We start from the raw sequence: 19,005 nt of genomic DNA on the forward strand, positions 1-19,005 counted from the left end.
ATGGTGTTATACGAAGTTTAACACTCCTTGAAATACGGTCAAAGCTTCTTGATATGATAATTTCTTGTTAGAATAAAAATAGTAAGTGTTTGTTTTCTTTCATCTTCTTTATAAATTTAACGATTCCTCGAATAATAATTATTGATAAAATGATAATAATGACTGGAGCAATTTCTAAAATAAAAACAGGTGCTAATGCTGATAATGAAACGAAAATCTCGTAAATAAAAAAATAATCAACTATTCCAGCAACTACAAAAGACATTACAATAAATTGAAATTTCTGATAATAATAACTAAGCTTATAATAGGCTCTTCTTAAGTAATCAAAAGCTTTCATACTTCACCTCAATGCAATTTATTTACAATATGCTACGATTATGTTTAGAAATGGTTTCAGGTGTTTGTGTAATTGTGTATATCGATTAATTTGCGAACTTCGCAATTAATTCCATACTTGGAGTTATTCGCGAAGCGTTTAAACTATCCTGCCCGTTAGCTTAACAGCGCCAAGTCAATAGCTCAGAAAAGGAGCCATTAATCGGCTCCGTGTTCATTCAGCGGCGACTCTTGAAACAATCCAAATTGACTTTTAAGCCAAATTTGATTTTGTACTGCAACATGTGGCCTAATTCCCCCTCGTTACCTCATATGCTTCTCCAAAAATCCATATCCCCAATATATTTTGCAGCATCAACAATAGTATTAAATAGCAAAAAGGAGATCTAATTGAGGCTACACTCTCAATTGGTTCTGTAACGGCTATATCTTTTTGGTGTAGCAACTCCTTAACTATATCAAGTGGTAATTTTTCATTCTGAGCAGCATGTGTAGCAAAGGCATGTCTCAGTAAATGCGACTTTACAATCACTTGCCTACCGTCAGAAGCTTGGATGATGATACCGTGAAGCAAAAACCTCAATATGGCATTTAATGTAGCTGCATTGATATGGCGATTTTCATATTGAAAGATATATTTTTTTACTGTCATTAAATGTTTTCTACTCTCAACATCGTATTCAACGCTAGGCAGGCTATCACTGCTATAGGATTCCTTTAATTCTTTGATTATTTCGGTCATAAACTTATATAGGTCTTCGGGAACATAGTAATTTTCAACTTCCTCTCTTCCCTTTGGGATCAATCGATAAATAAAGTTTTTTCGAGGAGGTTGTATGTTTGAATCCGTCGTGATTACACAACAATCTTTGTCATAACTTATTTGCAACAACTCGTTAATACGTGCCCCCGATGAGGTAATTATATCTAGAGAAAATCGGGCAAACATACTGGCTATATAGAACGGTTCCAAGTTAATCAATATACTTTTTGAGAATCGTTGTCTTCTGGTTACTTGAAATCCTTGAGTTAATAAACCAGGATTTCGCGAGAAGAATGGCGTTGCTTTTTTTCCTTCTGAATCAACATCGTATCCCCAATGGGTAAGATAGTCTTGAACTTCCTTTTTTTGATCAGAAGAATAGTGATTTCCTTCCCATTTACCCAGCAAACGATAACGCAATATATCAATGAACCAAGGTCCGTCGCCCTCGGTATGATCATCTAATCTTTCAGCTTTAGTAAACTCCAAAAAGACAAATTCGCTTTCATCATTATATAATTTATGATGCTTCGCCTTTCCCTCATACTCCAGATCAAAACTTTCATAATCCCATATCGTAAAGAACCATCTCTCGTTTGCATATTCTGATTCATCGTATGAAAACTCAACTGGAAAACTTAGATTCTCGCTCTTAATTTGTCTGACGGCTCGTTTAACGGCTTTTCTAAGTCGTTTGATCTGATTCCATCTGAAATGACCTTCAGCTCTTATTTCGGGCAGCAGAGGTGTTATCGCCGAAGTATCTTCTTTCCGCTTCGTTTTTGCATTAGTGATTGCTCTGGTTCTCACATTGAAATCTCGATTGTCAAACGGAATGTCTTTTAAAACATACGTATACAATGACTTCTGTTGTTCGACACTGAACTGTGTACCAATCCATTTTTTTAAGTTGAACTGAAAAGTATTATAGCCTGTCACTATTGACTGACGTTGACGATCGGTATGTTCAGAAAGTATTAAACCAACTACGTAATCTTGGATGTGGCTGGCTTGTAACTGATCTATATGAGTAAGTCTATAATAATCAAAAATATTTCTGAACCTTGCATTTAGCACACTTACAATATTCATTATTGACTGAGGGGTTAAGCTTCGATCTGTCAAACATATAAGTGCGAGGGCAAACTGATTTGTCCAAGGCACATCCAGACATTGTCGATAAAAATACTTCAGATTTTTTTCGTCAACCTTATCCCAGTAGAACAAACCGTTTGGGTCGCTTAGAAATAACAAATCGTCAGGCAAACGATTATAAAGTAATTTGACCCACAGTTTATCTTCAAGCTTATTTACAATGTCCGAATAATTAATCATTAATCTTCCATCCCCTCATAAAAATCAAGCAACCAATCCTCTGGTGTTTGAGGCTCATTAAGATGTAATGAAGTATCTTTCTTCATTTTATTATCGCTATTTAATGATCTCTTGGTGTTGAAAAATTCTTGTTCTCGTTTCAAATAGTTTTCTTGCATTTGCTCATGTAAGTCTCTGAATTTCTGTTCATCATAATAATGCTCATACACAGAAAGCGTATCGGGATCTCGCCATTTCATATACTCAACGAGCTGTTTTTTCTTGTCTTCAATTTGGGGTAGTGATTCCGATTCATCATAGATGCTCCGTAACATTGAAGTTACAAACCAGTGTCGAGCTTTATGGGGATTTAATTTAATTCCAGCATTATTAATGATTTTGTTCCAATTTGAATAAAACGCAGAATATTTATAGGAATCCCCTTTGATCGTAATAAATAATGGAGCTTGATCATCTAGTTCATTAAATGTGGCTGGCGAGGAAGCATGCTCATACCGCTCCGTGTTGACGTATTTAATCAGCAGTTTTAGCGTATCTGAAGATATACGAATGAACTTTACACGCCGCTTATAACTTCCTTTATTTGAGGCAGCCAACTCATGGATATTCGATCGTTTCCGATAATCACCCAGTGTCAACTCAAGAATCTCCGAAATTCTTGCACCTGTTTCGAATAGAAATCTTATGATTACTTCATCTCGCAATGACCAGTGAATATTACTACCAGCTTGATAGATTCGATAAGGTAAGTCCCAATCACCAATAATCTCAGGAACCCATTTCTCGTTAATAATTTTGAAATAAGAATCCGTTTGTCTACGGTATACAACTGGTTCTTCTGTTCCAGCATCCTTCGGCATCTTAGGTCTATTCTGTCTGACACCCTTAATGTCATTTACTTGATAATCAAATGCTGAATCAGCAAGTGGATTAGAATATTCATACATCTTTAAACGAATCATTGAACGATAAAAGCTTTTAATCGATGAAAGGAACAACTTGACCGTTTTAGGACTCTTACCTGTCAAATATATTCCTTCATGCTGCTCTCTACCTCGTACTTTACACATCATCTGTGTAACTAAATATTGCCTTACGACTTCTTTAATAGCATCTGGTTCATCGTTCCATACAACACTTCTTCTTTGATAAGATCCATTGTGTTTAAACCAGTTAAAGAATGGTTCCAACGTATTTAGATAGGAGATTACAGAAGACTCCCCTATTCTTTTCACTTGATCATGATAGTATTCTGTTAACGGAATGAAAGGCTTCTTTTCGTCATCAAAGACTATTAATTTGTATTTGCTATCAAAGTCAGCAGGACAATATGCATGAAAAAATTTGCCCATAAGCAGCATCCTTACCCGTTAAGTTTCACAAAAAATAGAAGCATTCTATTAAGTCCAAAGAGTGCTCCATCTTTAATGTCTAACATCAAATGAAGATACTAATAATTAAACATTTAGTCAATTAAAATATACAATTGTATTTACATAGTATTTTATACATATGTCAGTGTTCTCTTGCTTCTTCATTAATATTATCAAAATACGTCTTTGTTGTTTTCGAGATGTGTCACATTTCGTAAATCGTGATAATTACAAACAAAAGGAGCCTCACTGGCTCCTTTTGTTCTACGAACATTAAAAAATCCCCGTTTGGGGATTATAATAATTTTTTGCGGTCTTCAATACCTTGGTTATAAATGTTCAATATTGTAGCAAGATCAATTGTTGTGCTCTCTATCCTTTCAATTATTTATTCTTCTGCTTTGCAACTTGCATACCGCCGATGATAAGCATGATAATCCCAATTACTGCTAGAATAATCCGAACTAAGAATGGACTCAATGAAAACACAGTTTCACCTTGCCAGTGCAATCCGAACAACCTTTCATTCAGCCCCACAATCGCCAATAATGGCTTAAGAAACAAACTCAGCGCTAATAATACTATCCCCCAAATAATATTGCTATTCATTGATTCAAAACCTCTTTTCCAATTAAGATAAATGAAGATTAGTTCACAATAAAACGATCTATCATTGCCTTTCTAGAATTTTATCCGATATTGTCAATGTTTGCTTGATAATATCCACAACAGGTCCATAATTCTCTGTAATAAAAAAGTGTCCACCATCTACCGTATGAAAAGTCGCTGCCCCACCTGCATAATATCTCCACTCGCACATGTCATACATTATAGCACTGTGGTCGTTGCGACCATTAATGATTGTAATATCACAAGCGATCTTATCTTTTTTCTCTTGGTGACAATATGTTTCTGATATCTTAAAATCAGCGTGCAATATCGGTAAGAATAAATCAAGCAACTCTGCGTTTACATATCGAATGAGCAGCTTCAACGTCTTAATTCTTCGTTTATAGCTGCCTTTATTAGTTGCAGCAAATTCATGTTGGTCGGATCGTGAACGATAATCACCCATCGTTAATTCTAATATTTCAGAGATTCTTGCCCCCGTTTCAAACATGAACCTTGTTATGACTTCGTCTCTCAAACACCAATTCTGGGACTGACCAGCACGGTATATCCGATACGGTAAATCACTATCGCCGATGATTTCAGGTATCCACTCTTCATTTATAATTTTAAAGTAAGAGTCCGTTTGATTGCGATATTCCATCGACTCCTCTGTTCCAGCTGCTTGAAACACTCTTGTTTTGTTTGGTCGGACCCCTTGCCTATCTGATAAGTTATTTTCAAACTCTAAATCGGTTAACGGATTCCCTTGTGCATACATTCCCATTCGATTCATTGTCTTGTAGAAGTTCTTAAGTGCTGATAAGAACAACTGCACTGACTTCGAACTCTTATTCGTTAGATAAATGCCCTCATGATTATCACGCCCACGTACCTTACAATGCATAACTTGAATCAGATATTGCCTTACTGCTTCTTGAACATCATTCAGATTGTCACTCCACGCAACAACTCTTCCTTTGGAACGACTATTATGTTTCATCCAATAGAAGAAAGGTTCTAATGTATGTAAGTAAGCAATAACGGAACTTTCACTAATTCTATTTACATGTTCATGATAAAAATAAATCAATGGAAGGAATGGCTCGTTATCATCATCAAACACTAGCAATTGATATTTGCTCTCGACATCCTTTGGACAAAAAACGTGATAAAACGTAGTAAACTCCTCCATTTAAAAACAATAAAAATAAGGCATACTTTTCTGCTATAAAAATTGTGTCCTCCCAAAATGTGTCACATTTCGTAGAATAGCAGGAAAATAATACCTTAGTCAATAGATTTAGTGATTCTATATTATATAGTATTTTGTACATATGTCGCGTCTCGCTACTTACTCGGGTTGGACTTTCACCAACTAGCAATTAACGGCTTGCTGGGCACGCAAAAAATATAAAAAAGGCTCCAAAAAGTCAGCTTTCACCGACTTTTTGGGCAGCCTCTTGTCTAAGTTATTCGCTTACACAGTTTGAACCAGAAGAATCTCATCTATAATCGGAATCTCTCTTTTTAGCATAGCTAAGAGACTCTCGTCAACGGTATTATCAACTTCGCAAACCGTAATCGCAGGACCATTGATTTTTGAACGTTCATTTCCCATGCGGGCGATGTTGCATCCTTTTTCCTGAATTATCCATGATAGATCTGCAATGACTCCATTTCGATCAGTATGGCGGATCACTAGGGTTGGCCGTTCACCGCTAAATTTTAACGGATAACCATCAAATTCTTGGACTTCCACTTTACCCCCACCTAAAGAGCTTGCTAATACCTTTATCTTATGCGATTCTCCCTCTAATTCAATCAAAACGGTGTTCGGATTGTAGCTTCCAAGAACTCGTTTTGTAAATTCATACTTTAATCCATTTTTTTCGGCTAATTCTTTCGCATTCGGAATGTCATCATCCATCATTGTTAACCCGAGAACACCTGCTAAGAGAGCTAAATCTGTCCCGTGTCCCTGGTAAGTTTCAGCAAAAGAGCCCATCAGGGTGAACTTTGCAAATAGAGGTTTTTCGTTTAAAAGCTGGTAAGCAATATTACCAATCCGAACAGCCCCGGCTGTATGAGAACTCGAAGGTTCCACCATTACAGGACCAATGATCTCATAAGCTCTTTGGTATTTAACCGGCCCACTGGCATTAGATTTGCCCCCTAGAATCTTCTCTTTTATTTGTTGCCCTGCTGGAGTTCCAGCCAAACCTCCCATTCCCGTTTCTCTTAACGATTCGGGCATTTGCTGTCCGACCTCATGCATTATTTGAATGACTTCATCCGGAGGAATCATGCTACTCACCCCAGCTAACACCATATCTGCCGCAGCTAGAGCGGTAATGGCATGTAAACCGTTGCGATAGATGCACGGAATTCCCACCAGCCCGGCAACAGAATCACAAACCAATCCCAATGAATTTTTTAACGCAATCCCAACCGCATTTCCCACCTGCTTTGGTGTTCCGCCAGCAAGTTCTACTAATGTACCTGCAGCCATTGCAGTGGCTGACCCAATTCCAGCCTGGCAGCCGGCTTCAACCTCTAATATCGAAGCTTTATTGGCAATCACTAAGCCAAGTGCAGCAGCAGTAAAAGTCGACTGTACAACTTGGTCACGGGTAAATCTTCCGCTGTCTAGAGCATGAACGAGTACAGCTGGCAAAACCCCAGCCGAACCGGCTGTTGGTGTCGCTACAATTCTCCCCATTGCCGCATTAACCTCTGATACTGCAAGTGCATTGGCTGCGGCCTGTAAGGTTGTAGAATTGACAAAGGAGTTCCCACTTTTAGTATACTCATAAAGACGGTTTCCATCTCCCCCAGTTAAACCAGTACGAGACATTACCGGACTCTCAGTTCCTCTGCGAACAGCCTCCTCCATAACCGTAAATTGTTCTGACATTTTTTCAATAATCGTCTCTCTCGATAAACCTTTCTGTACCTCTTCTGTTTTTATCATTAATTCTGCAATAGTTATATTCTCCCGCTCTGCCATTCCCAATAATTCCTGCAAATTTGTAAAAGACATGTTGTCACTCCTTTAAGCTAATCGATGCTGTTGCAAAAAGATTATTCCACCGCAGATAAATAATCAAGAACTTTTATCACACCATACTTCGTAATATAAGAAGGAATCGACTAATCAATAAAAGAGAGCTTGATCAGATGCCAATGACAAGTCACCTGACAAGCTCAAAAGTTATAGATTTAATTATTTAATTAGAAGAATGATTTCAAACTTGCTAGGACAGTGAGAACGCCCACAACAATGACAAATACATTGCTAGGTTTTCCTCTGTATTTAGCTAATACAGGAACTTTACGGATCGCATACATTGGTAAAACACATAAAATAGCAGCAACTAAAGGTCCGCTGAGAGTATCGATAATTCCAAGAATGCTTGGATTTGCATAAGCAGTATACCAGCATGTTAATACTACAAAAACAAGGATACCTCTCTTAACTGTTTTTTCTTTTAGGTCTTTTCCGCGCGCTTTACCAGACGAGATAACCATGTCACGCATTACCTCGTATACTCCTACATAATGGCCAAGAAAGGACTTTGTTACGGCCACAAACGCAATAATAGGAGCTGCAATAGCGATTACAGGCGAATCAAGCCGATTGGCAAGATATGAAAGTATTGATAAATTCTGTTCTTTTGCCATTGCAAGATCATTTGGAGTCAAACACAAGACACTGCTCCAAACAAAGAACATAACTACACCGAATGTCATTATATAACAAAATTTTTGTATTTGAGCACATTTGGCGTCAGCAGCTATTCCATAAGTTTGTTTCTGTTTCACAACAAATGACGATATCATAGGAGAATGATTAAACGAGAATACTATGATTGGCAAAATCAACCATATCATACTGAAGTATCCTCCTACTCCTGTTGAAGCAGTAGTAATACTTGAAAAACTAAGCATCGACGTATTCCAATTTGGAATTAAAGATATTGAGATAAAAAGCAGCGAAGCTATGAAAGGATAAACTAGCATGCTCATTACCTTTACAGTAATATCTTGACCAAAATTCAGTATAGCTATAAGACCGAGTACTAATACAAGCGATAAAATGGCTCTTGGTGGCTCATTCATGTGCAATTGATTCACGATAAAACTACTTGCAGTATTTGTTAGTGCAACCGAATACATCAGCACGATAGTATAAATTGAGAAGAAATATACTATGTTAAAAATTACACTTGCCTTATTACCGAAATACTTTCTTATCGTACCTGTAATCCCCTCTTCAGCAGAATCGGAAGCGCATATCATTTTAGCCATCGCCCTATGCGAGTAATACATGACAGGAAATGCAAGTATTGTAATTAACAATAATGATAATAAACCTCCTGCTCCCGCATTAATAGGTAAAAAAAGTACGCCTGCTCCAATTGCAGTTCCAAAAAGGCTCAATGCCCAGGTGGTATCTTGTTTATGCCATTTTTTGGGATTTAGATGTTTTTCATTATTTACTGTAGTATTTTCCGCTGTAAATTCTAGTTTTTCCGCTGTATTCCCATTCATATTATAATTCCTCCCTGTATACTGTTTCAAAACCACTTTTATTGACACAAAAATAATTCTAAGACCCTACACCTTACACGGGATAGCTCTGTCTAGTTTTTATCTTTCTTTTCTAGTAACCTTTTCTCCAAAAATTTTGTTTTTAATAGCAATTCCTGTGGGTGTGGCTGCAACTCCGCCTAAACCTGTCTCTCTTAATTCGCGAGGCATCTGTCTTCCTACTATAAACATCGCTTCAATTACTTCGTCAGCATTGATGATGTTGATTACGCCCGCTAATGCAATGTCCGCTGCTACTAAGGCATTAGCCATTCCAATAGCATTTCTCTTTACACAAGGAATTTCTACCAAACCTGCAACCGGATCACAAACTAAACCGAGTAAGTTTTGTAGTGCAGTTGAGAAAGCTTCAGAAGATTGCTGAGGTGTTCCTCCGGCAGCTTCTACTGCTGCTGCTGCAGCCATTGCTGAGGCACTACCTACTTCAGCTTGACATCCTCCGAAGGCTCCGGAAATACAAGCGTTATTTGCAACTATCATTCCAAATAGAGCTGAAGTGAATAGAAAATGGATCTTTTCTTCATGACTTAACTGTAATCTATCTTGAATACTAAACAGTACTCCCGGGATCGTCCCACTTGCGCCTGCTGTTGGAGTTGCACAAATAACCCCCATCGATGCATTTACTTCATTAACTCCCATAGCGTTTTGGACCCCGAACATCATCAAATCTCCAGAAAGGGTTTTCCCACTTTCACGATATTGTTTTATTTTAACAGCGTCCCCTCCGGATAAACCGGTCGGAGAAAATACTCCGTTGCCCTCAGTACTTTTCTTAGCAGAATTTTCCATAGTCACTAAATTTTTTTCCATTTTACTCCAAATTTTTTCATAAGAAGTTTTAGTTTGCTCGATTTCCTGCTCAATTGCTAATTCATAAATTGGCTTTTGTTTTTGATTAGCCGCATCGATAATTTCCTTTATAGTCATGTACATAAAATGTTTCACCCCTAATCTAATTAAAAAATAATGATATTAGCTGTACTGCTAAAAGTCCTCAATTTCTTCTGAACATCACTAGGTAATTGAGAATCCAAATCAAATTCATATAAATATTTTCCTGACTTTTCCAAACTATTAAAATTGTTAATTTTCACATTATATTGTTTAAAGATCCTGCGTAATATAAATTCAAGGTCATCTCTTTCGGAAATCGCTATAATAACCGGCAATGGCCCTTGAAGATTTAAGCTAAACCCGTCAATTTCTATATGTTTGATTTCAATTAATCCGCCACCGACTGAAATACCCATTGTTCTAATACTTCGATTTTCATCCTCCAGATAAATATCTGCAGTATTCGGATGACCGGTAGGACTATCACCTGCTTCTTCTAAAAAGGTAATGTCAATTCCTTTAGATTCTGCTATTTCAATAGCACCGGGCACTCTACTATCATCGGTAGCAAATCCTAATATACCGGAAATAATTGCAAAATCAGTTCCGTGTCCTTTATGGGTTTCAGCAAATGATTCATAATACCTTACCACAACTTTTTTTGGAAGACCTTGAAATAATTTATTGGCAACTGTTCCAATAGCTAAGGCACCTGCAGTATGTGAACTGGAGGGGCCGATCATAACCGGTCCAATCACATCAAAACAACTTTTGTAATTAACAACCTTTTTTTCTTTAATAGGTACTACCTTCATGTTCATATAAGTTTCCTCCCCATAGTTGCCATACTAGTTACTAGAATTACCAATCTAAATAAGAGACCGGACTACGATAATGTCAGCTTGAGTAAGAGGTTCAATAGCAACAGAAACTGTACCTAACAGTTATTACCTAATTTCATTTTCCGGTGTCATTCCAACTAAAGGAATAATAGCGCCTATCATGTAAGGGCTTTCAAGAGTAACAGTAGGAATCGAACCCCTTTCTTAGTACTAATTGTTCTCTTGGATAAATTATCGTTGCAATAATACTCGTTGCAATAATACTCGTTGCAATCAATGCTATCAAAACAACGATCATTTTAATCTGATCCTTCTTAACCAATTTAGAATAATTTATTACAGTAACTATTTTTTATTACTACATATATAGAATACTACATAAGTGATCATGATGTCAAAAAAATAATAATAAATTATTTTTATAGAAGTTTATTATTGCAATATTTGGGTGTTACCAAAGTCTTTTATAATTTCAGTATTATAAATAACCTGAATCCGTGACGATACATTTAATTTTTCTCCCTGTAAAGTTCCAAAAACCTTGTTATAATAGGTTATCTATCTATTTTGAATTGGCTATAGCTAAAAAAAAGAAGAATGCATCCAAGAACGTGAAGGAAAGCGCGTCTTTTATGGATCCGTAATGGTCAAACCGAAGCGAGCAATTTCATAGTGAATGAAAAATTCAGGAATAACTGATTGCTCTTATAAGGAGGAATACTTAATTGGATAATGAACTATTTCGACACTATCAAAATATAATGAATTATTTCGGGGGAGTTTTGGGATCTAATTATGAATTTGTTTTACATGTTTTAAATCCTAATGAAGGTTTTCATATCGGTCACATAGTCAATGGAGACTTAAGTGAAAGATCTTTAAATGCCCCATTAACTAACTATGCAAAAAAATTAATCAACGAAAAAGTATATTTAGATAAGGATTATGTTTTAGATTATGTTGGAGAAGGACCAAGAGGTAAAAAATATCGTTCATCAACTTTATTTATAAAAGATCGTGAAGGTCAATTGCAAGGTCTTTTATGTATAAATTTTGATGCGGATGTCTATAGGAAAGTCGCAAAGGATATATTAAAATTGGCCAATCTAAGCTTAGATATAGAAGTTATCGAAAAGGAAACTGATCAGGAACAACCTGTTGAAAAACTTACCGGTAATATTCGTAATATCATTTATTCAGTAATAGATAAAGATATATTAGAATCCGGTGCTCAATTATCACCTGAACAAAAGAGACTTGCTATTTCTAAATTAAAAGAATACGGGGTATTTGAAATTAAAGGTAAAATAAATGAAGTTGCTGATATAATGGGAATGTCGGAATCAAGTGTTTATCGTTATCATCAAATGATATCGCGCAACGACAAGTATCTCCAATCGAACCAGAACAATTGAGCAATATCAAAAGGATGTTATTTATGAAGAGTTTCTGGCTCAAATACTGCAAAAGGAATAGGATTATCGACAGCTGGAGAGGTCAAGCCTGGTTATTTCAGCAGAGCTCAGAACATAATAAATACAACCGATTAACAGCAAAATTAAAGAGGCATTACGTAATTTCAATTTTATTACGCGATGCCTCTTCTTATATTACTACTCCCCTCCCCCCCCCAACCTCTTCTCTCGATGCCTACCAACTCGTACAATTTTCGCGCGCGATTGAACAATCAATCCGTTACCTCGGACTTTGTTCATATCCTCTTGACGATGTGCACGACAAATCTTTAATTATGTTTCAAAACATTTTTGTTGAATATGCACTATCCTCACCTGATACGTCAATCTCTGGTGTTTTCCTCAATCCAAAATATTACACATTAGCCTTTGCAATCAGCTGCGTCTTATTTACTTTTGCCTTTTTCACAGTAACTGCATATTTATTTTCATGGGAGCTTAATGCCATTACTTCACTATCAACAACAACCTGTCCCATATTATTAATTTGAAATTTTATTCTATCCTTACCTACATCAAGATGAGGACCGACATATGGAATTACCGTAACGACCACATCAATATGTGATAGTATTTGAACTCCAGTGTAGTACCACCAAGGAATGGAGCAAATGTTGGGTGGATAGGATAGCTTGTTTCTATAATCAATAAAATACTCTTATTTCATGATTTAAACCAAAGTAAAAATCACCTCAAAGAATAATTAGAGAGGTGATTTTTATCAAACTTTATTACAAATAATCAATCTTTAATATAAACGATCAATCTTTTTTACAAAGCTAGACTTTCAATCAGATATGTAGAACCCTTTCTAGCATGTCCCATTTGAATTACACGTTATTCAAACGTCCTGTGTAACTATACTGCCCGTTAGCTTAACGCCACTGCTTAGTCTGTATCATTTATTCATGAGATAGTTACCCTGTCTGTTCAGGTATGGCTCAAGAAAAGTGCACGAAATTAAGATCTAATTGATAACCGTTCACATTTACGTAGAACAATATATGTTCTTGTCCTCAATCGGCAAAGGATACATGTTCTTGTCATTGCTTTTTGACAAGAACATATATCGTTAAAACAAAAAAAGCCGCAACTACGCGACTTTTATGTATGTATGTTCTTGTCACCCGACACCTTCGTATAATCTTTTTTTATAGTAACCCCATAGTCAAGAATCAATTGTTTTGTATTTGGTCTAATTCCACAGCTCTTTAGCAACTAGTTTTCCATTATTACGGAGTAATAATCATTCAGGTTGCTTTTTTCCGATACTCTAAGTGGCTTGCTGACTGTCGAGAAGGCTGCCCATCCCGAATACAAGGATAAACCTTTAGTTGTATCAAGAGATCCTGCCCGCGATCGAGAATTATTCTGGCAGCTTGTCCGCTCAAAATTGGTACCTGGGCATTGCTAAAGCCCCGGTTCTGAAACCATGGAGCCTGGAGTATACCGTACATTACTGTTGCGGCGGTTTGGGTTTCGGATTGCAGTTCGTAGCCCCTCCACATTCTGCATGTCCACTTGGATCAATATATTTCAGCGGATTATTCTGCACATACGTATACCGATTCAAACTCAGCGGGTTTGTCAGTTCCCCTTCATACGTATCCTCCGATATAAACCGCTTTTCCTCCGGCGAGTAGAAATTAGTATGTTACGCTTGTTCTGCCCAGTTAGCCGGATATGTTACATAGATAAATCGTGCATATTCTGGCACAGAAAATTGAATCTTACTTCCTTTTGGAATCAGGATCACTTCTCCTGGACCAGCTGACACCTTTGTACCATCAATGATAACATCCAGATGTCCCTCAATCACATAATCAATTTCATCATAGTTAAGTGTCCAGTCAAAGGTTGTTTCTTTCATCTCCATGATACCGCAGCCAAGTCTTGGACTTTCCTTTAGCGAAAAAAGATCTTTACAATAGACGATATCATTAGGGTTGCCTGTATCGAGACGATCCTCTTCTGTTACTTTCATATTTGGCACTTTAACAGAAGTAATCCCTCCAGGACCTCTATGAACGTTCTGTTCAAGAGCATCAGCCCCTACTTTTTCCATGATGATTTTACGAACCATCTCTTCAATCATCTTTTCATCGATACTCATGGGTATCCTCCTCTACTTCTTAGGTGCAGTTTTTTGGAACCATTTTACTTGCAATGAGCATAGCAACCATTACAGCTGTGATACACTTTTGAACATCGATTCTGTTCTCGGCTAAAAGGAGGTGTGAAACAAATTTCACTACGGTATATGACTTCTTTCTCCGTAATCAAAATACGCGGAACGGAAAACGATGACGCCATACTCTGGATTCTTCTGCCATTTCCTCATCTCCCATACCAGAGAATAAACACAAAGAGGCCTAAAGTTATACCGCTTCCTATCAAGTAGGAATTCTATAACCTTAAGCCACTTTGCTTTAGTAAGACTACGCCTTTGTAGTCCTCTATTCATTTTAAACGTGAATGAAACTGTTGTTCCACACGCTGTAGATTCAAATTGCATGCTCCCTTTTAGTTTATCCTCTACATAGCTATTTACAATAGATAAATCTAATCTTTTTTGTGAATATTCTTCAAAGTTGAATCCTTTGCCATCATCTATTACTCCAATCGTGCAAAAGCCGTTGTTGGAACTCATAGAAATAACGATGTGTCCATGCTCACAATCTTGAAAAGCATGTTCAAAACAATTTTGCAACAATTCATTAACCTGAATTTCGAAAGTAATTTTTATATGTGAATCTTTATGCATATTTACAAGGTTTTTGCTAACTGAGAACGACCTCATTTGAGATCGTTCTCAGTTAGCAAAAACGGCTTGAAGGGTTCATCTAAAACCTCAAACTGTTTTTTGTATTCTTCACACTCTTTTTTAAGCTCAGGCGGAGCATCTTTGGAAAGCCTTCCGCCTACGTAATATTTACTTTTCATAAACTCCGGCTTTTTGATATTCAATTTTATTTCCCCTTCCTGTATTTTTCGAGAGCCTGCTCGATTGCTTCTCCTATTCTCCGAGCAACTTCACGCGGCTGCGGATTATGGTTATATTCAGCGAATGCCTCCGCGACAACTTCACGAGAATTAATTGAATGATTATCGTTAGATACTGCATACTCGCTTAGGTTATCGATTACCCATTTTTTAGGCTGCAACAGGACCACTTCCGAGCCGGCCAACCCACATCATATCGACAAGTCCATAAGTCGTGGAGATGAAGTTGGTTGCTATGATCGGAAGGGATAGTTTCATCAAAGCCGGCATAATCTTACCTTTGGTTAAATCAGTTGCGCCTTTCATGCTGTACTCCTTCATGCCCTAAGTAAAAACCGACCACAAGGGTCGGTTCAAAGCGCTGATTATTTTCCTTCTGCTAGGAAATATTCGATTCTGGCTTTGATTGTATCGCGCACCTCACGGAACTGAGCCATGATTTCCTCTTCGGTTCCAACGGCTTTCGCGGTGTCATCAAATCCCCAATGCCATTTCACCACTCGAGGATTCGAGATCACAGGACAGTGCTCATCCGCATGCCCGCAGAGGGTTACGACATAATCTGCACGATTGAGAATCTCAGGATCGATCACATCAGAGGTGTGGTTCGATATATCAATTCCAGCTTCCCTCATCACTTGAACCGCTCTTGGATTCAAACCATGCGCCTCTAACCCTGCACTCTTGACTTCGTATTGATCGTTACCTAACTCTTTCAACCATCCATCTGCTATCTGGCTCCGACAAGAGTTTCCTGGTGCATAGGAAATACATCAATGGTTAACTCATCCTTAATCTCTCCTAGTTCTTACTTATTTAGTGCATCCACACTCCTTATTCACACATCATCGCGTTGATTTTTTCTTGCTCTTCTTCCCCTACCTTCGGCAAATATTCAATTGCTTCTTTTAAATGAGGTTTACCCTCAATCGAAAAAGAATAAAAAATCCACTGTCCTCTTCGCTCCTCTACCACTAAACCTGCGTCCTTTAATTTACGAAGATGCTGGCTAATATTCGGTTGAGTCGATTGCAATAGCTCAACTAAATGACAAACGTACATTTGTTGTTGGGATAAAAGTGAGACAATTTTAAGTCGAGTTTTATCACCTAACAACTTAAATTGCTCCGCCATTTCCTCTATTGAGATCAATATTGTCAATCAACCCTAAAACTAAAGAGAGGGAATAACCCCTCTCTTTTTGACGTACTTTAATCTACAATACTATTTAATAAGACGAGCATTTACCCAATCGGCATGATCGCTATTTATACCATCTCCACCATCTGTTACAATCAGCTTTAGCTCATTCTTTCCAGAAAGATTAACGTTTACCTCTTTTGGCTCTACATCATTATGCATAACACCACTAGAGAATACAACTTGATTGTCTACAACAACTTGGAACTCCACAGAACCTACAGTACCTACCTCATTATCTACCCCAACTAGCGCGGCAAAGGATGTGTACTGCCCATCCAGTTTGTAGACAATTTCACTGTTAGCATGTGTGCCCAAACCTTTTGTATAGGTATTGTTATTTAACTTAAGTGTATTTCCTTCAACACTAAGATCTTTATGGATTGTTCCCCAACCTGTTGTGGCAGAAAACCAATCAATATCGCTGAGATACGTTGTAACAGGTTGTGGTGTTACTGGATCGGTTTCAAAGATTTTAATCTCACTTGCAGATGCATAACCATTTGTTCCACCACCTTGAGGTACTTCAAGTCGAACATATTTAGCAAGAGTAGGTGTGAAAGTTACTGTCTTTTCTGTGTTGTCCTTTACCCAAGTGCCTGTTGCAATCTCAGTGAATGTTACCCCATCAAGACTAGTTAGGATTTTATAATTTGTAATAATACCATTTTCTTCGCTTTGACGTGGTAAATATGTCAGCTTGTTGAAAGTTAGCGGATTTACATACTTTGCTGTAATATGGTAAGGAAACTGATTTGGTTTATTCCATTCACTGTGCCACATACTATTTGTATTTCCGTCAAATGCATATGCTGCGGCATTATTACTACTTGAAGTCTCTTGGCTATTTGTTGTTGCTGCAATGATACCCCCAATACCTTTTACCTTATCCATTCCATCAGTCGGTTTAATGATGTTGTACTCTGACCCAAACCAAATTGGTGCAGTTAGAAGAGGTAAATTCAATGAATTAATCTTGTTTCGTGTTTCATTTGTTGCAGACAAACCCCATTTATCAAAGAATGGCGTCAAGTCATAGTGAGCTACTTTTGAAGTGTTTAGAATAAATGCCTGTTTTTTCTGATCATCTGTAGTTGGCAGATCAGCATTTGCCATCTCACGATATAATCGATGTAACTCTGGGTAGAAGTTATCCCCAAAAGCAAGATTAAGTTGCCACAACATTTCTAATTTTGAATTAGAGTCTGAAAAATTCTTGGTTGGCTGATCAACAAACGTGAAAGCAGCTAAGTACTCGCCTTGTGATCTTGCAGGCTCAGTAGGTTTAAGAACCTTCTTAGCAGCTAGAGAATATAGATTTACATTCACCTCAGTCATCCCATCCCAATTCCAAGGCCCTTGTTGTCTCAAATGACCTGCCTCATGATACTGCCCCCAACCCGTTCTTGTAAGGTTTAAAGCATCGGCACTTGCTCCAGTTTCTTTAGGCATAATTGCCCCATCATACCAAGCATATGCATATGCTCCTGGCATGGTTTTTTCTGATTCAACAAAGCCAATCAAATGCCTATCTAACCGATGCCTAGGATCAGAATCAGAATTAGATAGTCCAGATATTTGATCCTGTGCTGTAATAAACTTATCATAAGTCTGTAAAACAGCAATTGGGTCTTGATTCAAGATATGATCTTTAGCTGTAGCATAATAGAAGACAAAGAGAGCTCTTTCTGATTGAAGAACAACAGAAGGTGCATTAGGATAAGCATTCATCATTGCCTGCCAATCCGCATTTGTATTCTTGCCTAATACAAAGAATGGAACAGGACTCCCCCCACTCACTACATTTACATTAATACTACCTTCATTGTTGCTGTTATCAAATGACAACAAACCGCCATTTGGTGAGGAAATTGTGTTTATGCCTGGTTGTAATGGATAAAAAAGCGCCCATTCTTTATCATGACGATGTACCCCAATAACCGCTGTAATTGGTTTGTCACCTGAAACTTCAATCTTAATTTGTTCATTGGGTTGTGCATATAAACCTGTCGGCTGATATATTTTTCGAGCATTTATGAGTCTACGCTCTCGCTCGCCTTCCGCCCATATATCTCCAAGGGCTTTTACTTCAAAATTTCGCTGAACAACAAGATTACTTTGCTGTGTGATGGCTGCCTCTGAGGTTTGGGCTAGTGCCCCAATTGGCGAGACAGGGACTACAACGGCTGTTACCACCAATAGGGATAAAATCTGAAGTGACTTCTTAAGTTTTCTCATCAAATCCTCCTAAAATAAATTAAATTTATGCATAGCTAGCATTTAAATGCTGGCATATCCATCTTGGTATGTATTAAATAAATTTCAGACTAATATGACACTATTTAATGCCATTCTTTGCCATATAATAAATATCACCATCTATCTCTATTGCTTGAATACCATCTTTATTCTTCTTTTAATAATAAAAAAACTCACAACATAAGCTGTGGGTTTCTTTCAGAAGTATTCAAGAATAAAAATTAAATAATTACTAAACATACTGTGTTTACCTTTACCGGATATATAATCACTTTAGATACTTTGTTAGTATCATTAATTAAAGCACCGCAACAATGTAGGTGAATTTATGTCAAAATCTCATAATGTAGGCAGAT

Annotated in this window: 17 protein-coding genes and 6 pseudogenes; 3 read left to right on the forward strand and 20 right to left on the reverse strand. The window is 37.3% G+C overall.

The window, feature by feature from the left end:
• Positions 1 to 67 precede the first annotated feature (67 nt).
• The 9 genes from UB51_RS08370 to sdaAB all read right to left on the reverse strand — a co-directional run bounded on the left by UB51_RS08370 (position 68) and on the right by sdaAB (position 10,691).
• Positions 68 to 340 (reverse strand): hypothetical protein, encoded by a 273-nt coding sequence (locus tag UB51_RS08370; protein ID WP_044876913.1) that lies wholly within the window; start codon positions 338 to 340, stop codon positions 68 to 70.
• A gap of 288 nt (positions 341 to 628) precedes the next feature.
• Positions 629 to 2,437, reverse strand: coding sequence for a site-specific integrase (locus tag UB51_RS08375; protein WP_044876914.1), 1,809 nt, complete (start codon positions 2,435 to 2,437; stop codon positions 629 to 631).
• Positions 2,437 to 3,789, reverse strand: a complete 1,353-nt coding sequence (locus UB51_RS08380) for a tyrosine-type recombinase/integrase (RefSeq protein WP_044876915.1) — start codon at positions 3,787 to 3,789, stop codon at positions 2,437 to 2,439. The genes UB51_RS08375 and UB51_RS08380 overlap by 1 nt, the downstream gene beginning before the upstream one ends.
• A 405-nt stretch (positions 3,790 to 4,194) precedes the next feature.
• Positions 4,195 to 4,419: a hypothetical protein gene (locus tag UB51_RS08385; RefSeq protein WP_044876916.1), complete on the reverse strand. Its 225-nt coding sequence runs from the start codon at positions 4,417 to 4,419 to the stop codon at positions 4,195 to 4,197.
• 61 nt (positions 4,420 to 4,480) lie between these two features.
• Positions 4,481 to 5,545, reverse strand: coding sequence for a thioesterase domain-containing protein (locus UB51_RS08390; protein WP_234405643.1), 1,065 nt, complete (start codon positions 5,543 to 5,545; stop codon positions 4,481 to 4,483).
• A 354-nt stretch (positions 5,546 to 5,899) separates the two neighbouring features.
• Positions 5,900 to 7,462, reverse strand: coding sequence for an L-serine ammonia-lyase, iron-sulfur-dependent, subunit alpha (gene sdaAA, locus UB51_RS29410; RefSeq protein WP_044876917.1), 1,563 nt, complete (start codon positions 7,460 to 7,462; stop codon positions 5,900 to 5,902).
• A 191-nt stretch (positions 7,463 to 7,653) separates the two neighbouring features.
• Entirely contained in the window at positions 7,654 to 8,973 is a 1,320-nt protein-coding gene (locus tag UB51_RS08400) for an aromatic amino acid transport family protein (RefSeq protein WP_044876918.1), read from the reverse strand.
• Positions 8,974 to 9,072: 99 nt separating this feature from the next.
• Complete coding sequence (sdaAA, locus tag UB51_RS08405; protein ID WP_044876919.1) at positions 9,073 to 9,969, reverse strand: L-serine ammonia-lyase, iron-sulfur-dependent, subunit alpha; 897 nt, start codon at positions 9,967 to 9,969, stop codon at positions 9,073 to 9,075.
• A gap of 23 nt (positions 9,970 to 9,992) precedes the next feature.
• On the reverse strand, positions 9,993 to 10,691 hold the full coding sequence (gene sdaAB / locus UB51_RS08410; RefSeq protein WP_044876920.1) for an L-serine ammonia-lyase, iron-sulfur-dependent subunit beta: 699 nt from the start codon (positions 10,689 to 10,691) through the stop codon (positions 9,993 to 9,995).
• A 746-nt stretch (positions 10,692 to 11,437) separates the two neighbouring features.
• On the opposite strand from sdaAB, the gene UB51_RS08415 reads away from it, so the two are divergent.
• Complete coding sequence (locus UB51_RS08415; protein ID WP_044876921.1) at positions 11,438 to 12,127, forward strand: helix-turn-helix transcriptional regulator; 690 nt, start codon at positions 11,438 to 11,440, stop codon at positions 12,125 to 12,127.
• Between the two features lie 23 nt (positions 12,128 to 12,150).
• Positions 12,151 to 12,678, forward strand: a complete 528-nt coding sequence (locus tag UB51_RS28845; RefSeq protein WP_234405699.1) for a hypothetical protein — start codon at positions 12,151 to 12,153, stop codon at positions 12,676 to 12,678.
• A 20-nt stretch (positions 12,679 to 12,698) separates the two neighbouring features.
• On the opposite strand, the pseudogene UB51_RS29615 reads toward UB51_RS28845, so the two are convergent.
• Positions 12,699 to 12,743 (reverse strand): annotated as a pseudogene (locus UB51_RS29615) (hypothetical protein); the annotation flags it as partial.
• A gap of 699 nt (positions 12,744 to 13,442) precedes the next feature.
• Between UB51_RS29615 and polYB the strand changes: the two are divergent.
• Positions 13,443 to 13,576 (forward strand): annotated as a pseudogene (gene polYB / locus UB51_RS28855) (DNA polymerase IV); the annotation flags it as partial.
• Between the two features lie 124 nt (positions 13,577 to 13,700).
• Here polYB and UB51_RS29620 read toward each other — a convergent pair.
• The 10 genes and pseudogenes from UB51_RS29620 to UB51_RS08460 form a co-directional block, all read right to left on the reverse strand.
• Positions 13,701 to 13,823, reverse strand: a pseudogene (locus UB51_RS29620) (RHS repeat-associated core domain-containing protein); the annotation flags it as partial.
• A gap of 18 nt (positions 13,824 to 13,841) precedes the next feature.
• On the reverse strand, positions 13,842 to 14,300 hold the full coding sequence (locus UB51_RS08430) for a cupin domain-containing protein (RefSeq protein ID WP_044876924.1): 459 nt from the start codon (positions 14,298 to 14,300) through the stop codon (positions 13,842 to 13,844).
• Between the two features lie 88 nt (positions 14,301 to 14,388).
• A pseudogene (locus UB51_RS27670) lies at positions 14,389 to 14,500 on the reverse strand (ethanolamine ammonia-lyase reactivating factor EutA); the annotation flags it as partial.
• 160 nt (positions 14,501 to 14,660) lie between these two features.
• Positions 14,661 to 14,987, reverse strand: a pseudogene (locus UB51_RS29625) (ATP-binding protein); the annotation flags it as partial.
• On the reverse strand, positions 14,984 to 15,154 hold the full coding sequence (locus UB51_RS28185; RefSeq protein ID WP_160297240.1) for a hypothetical protein: 171 nt from the start codon (positions 15,152 to 15,154) through the stop codon (positions 14,984 to 14,986). The pseudogene UB51_RS29625 and the gene UB51_RS28185, both read right to left, overlap by 4 nt.
• A gap of 2 nt (positions 15,155 to 15,156) precedes the next feature.
• Positions 15,157 to 15,351 (reverse strand): hypothetical protein, encoded by a 195-nt coding sequence (locus tag UB51_RS08440; RefSeq protein ID WP_044876926.1) that lies wholly within the window; start codon positions 15,349 to 15,351, stop codon positions 15,157 to 15,159.
• A complete protein-coding gene (locus UB51_RS08445) occupies positions 15,341 to 15,496 on the reverse strand; it encodes a drug/sodium antiporter (protein ID WP_044876927.1) in 156 nt (51 codons plus the stop codon). Before UB51_RS08445 ends, UB51_RS08440 begins: the two co-directional genes overlap by 11 nt.
• A 59-nt stretch (positions 15,497 to 15,555) precedes the next feature.
• Positions 15,556 to 15,964 (reverse strand): annotated as a pseudogene (arsC, locus tag UB51_RS08450) (arsenate reductase (thioredoxin)).
• A 60-nt stretch (positions 15,965 to 16,024) separates the two neighbouring features.
• The gene (locus UB51_RS08455; protein WP_082063290.1) at positions 16,025 to 16,345 is read right to left on the reverse strand and encodes an ArsR/SmtB family transcription factor; all 321 of its coding nucleotides are present in this window, start codon (positions 16,343 to 16,345) and stop codon (positions 16,025 to 16,027) included.
• Between the two features lie 69 nt (positions 16,346 to 16,414).
• Positions 16,415 to 18,628 carry an NPCBM/NEW2 domain-containing protein gene (locus tag UB51_RS08460; protein WP_044876928.1) on the reverse strand — a complete coding sequence of 738 codons (2,214 nt, stop codon included), beginning with the start codon at positions 18,626 to 18,628 and terminating at the stop codon, positions 16,415 to 16,417.
• Positions 18,629 to 19,005 lie beyond the last annotated feature (377 nt).

Source organism: Paenibacillus sp. IHBB 10380, from assembly GCF_000949425.1.
Taxonomy (GTDB): domain Bacteria; phylum Bacillota; class Bacilli; order Paenibacillales; family Paenibacillaceae; genus Paenibacillus_AQ.

What these genes read in the sequence shown, in the direction of transcription:
- UB51_RS08445 (WP_044876927.1), bottom strand. Translation starts at nt 15,496, where the DNA reads ATGAAAGGCGCAACTGATTTAACCAAAGGTAAGATTATGCCGGCTTTG.
- UB51_RS08385 (WP_044876916.1), bottom strand. Translation starts at nt 4,419, where the DNA reads ATGAATAGCAATATTATTTGGGGGATAGTATTATTAGCGCTGAGTTTG.
- UB51_RS08375 (WP_044876914.1), bottom strand. Translation starts at nt 2,437, where the DNA reads ATGATTAATTATTCGGACATTGTAAATAAGCTTGAAGATAAACTGTGG.
- UB51_RS08400 (WP_044876918.1), bottom strand. Translation starts at nt 8,973, where the DNA reads ATGAATGGGAATACAGCGGAAAAACTAGAATTTACAGCGGAAAATACT.
- sdaAA (WP_044876917.1), bottom strand. Translation starts at nt 7,462, where the DNA reads ATGTCTTTTACAAATTTGCAGGAATTATTGGGAATGGCAGAGCGGGAG.
- UB51_RS08460 (WP_044876928.1), bottom strand. Translation starts at nt 18,628, where the DNA reads ATGAGAAAACTTAAGAAGTCACTTCAGATTTTATCCCTATTGGTGGTA.
- UB51_RS08380 (WP_044876915.1), bottom strand. Translation starts at nt 3,789, where the DNA reads ATGGGCAAATTTTTTCATGCATATTGTCCTGCTGACTTTGATAGCAAA.
- UB51_RS08430 (WP_044876924.1), bottom strand. Translation starts at nt 14,300, where the DNA reads ATGAGTATCGATGAAAAGATGATTGAAGAGATGGTTCGTAAAATCATC.
- sdaAA (WP_044876919.1), bottom strand. Translation starts at nt 9,969, where the DNA reads ATGTACATGACTATAAAGGAAATTATCGATGCGGCTAATCAAAAACAA.
- sdaAB (WP_044876920.1), bottom strand. Translation starts at nt 10,691, where the DNA reads ATGAACATGAAGGTAGTACCTATTAAAGAAAAAAAGGTTGTTAATTAC.
- UB51_RS08370 (WP_044876913.1), bottom strand. Translation starts at nt 340, where the DNA reads ATGAAAGCTTTTGATTACTTAAGAAGAGCCTATTATAAGCTTAGTTAT.
- UB51_RS28845 (WP_234405699.1), top strand. Translation starts at nt 12,151, where the DNA reads ATGAAGAGTTTCTGGCTCAAATACTGCAAAAGGAATAGGATTATCGAC.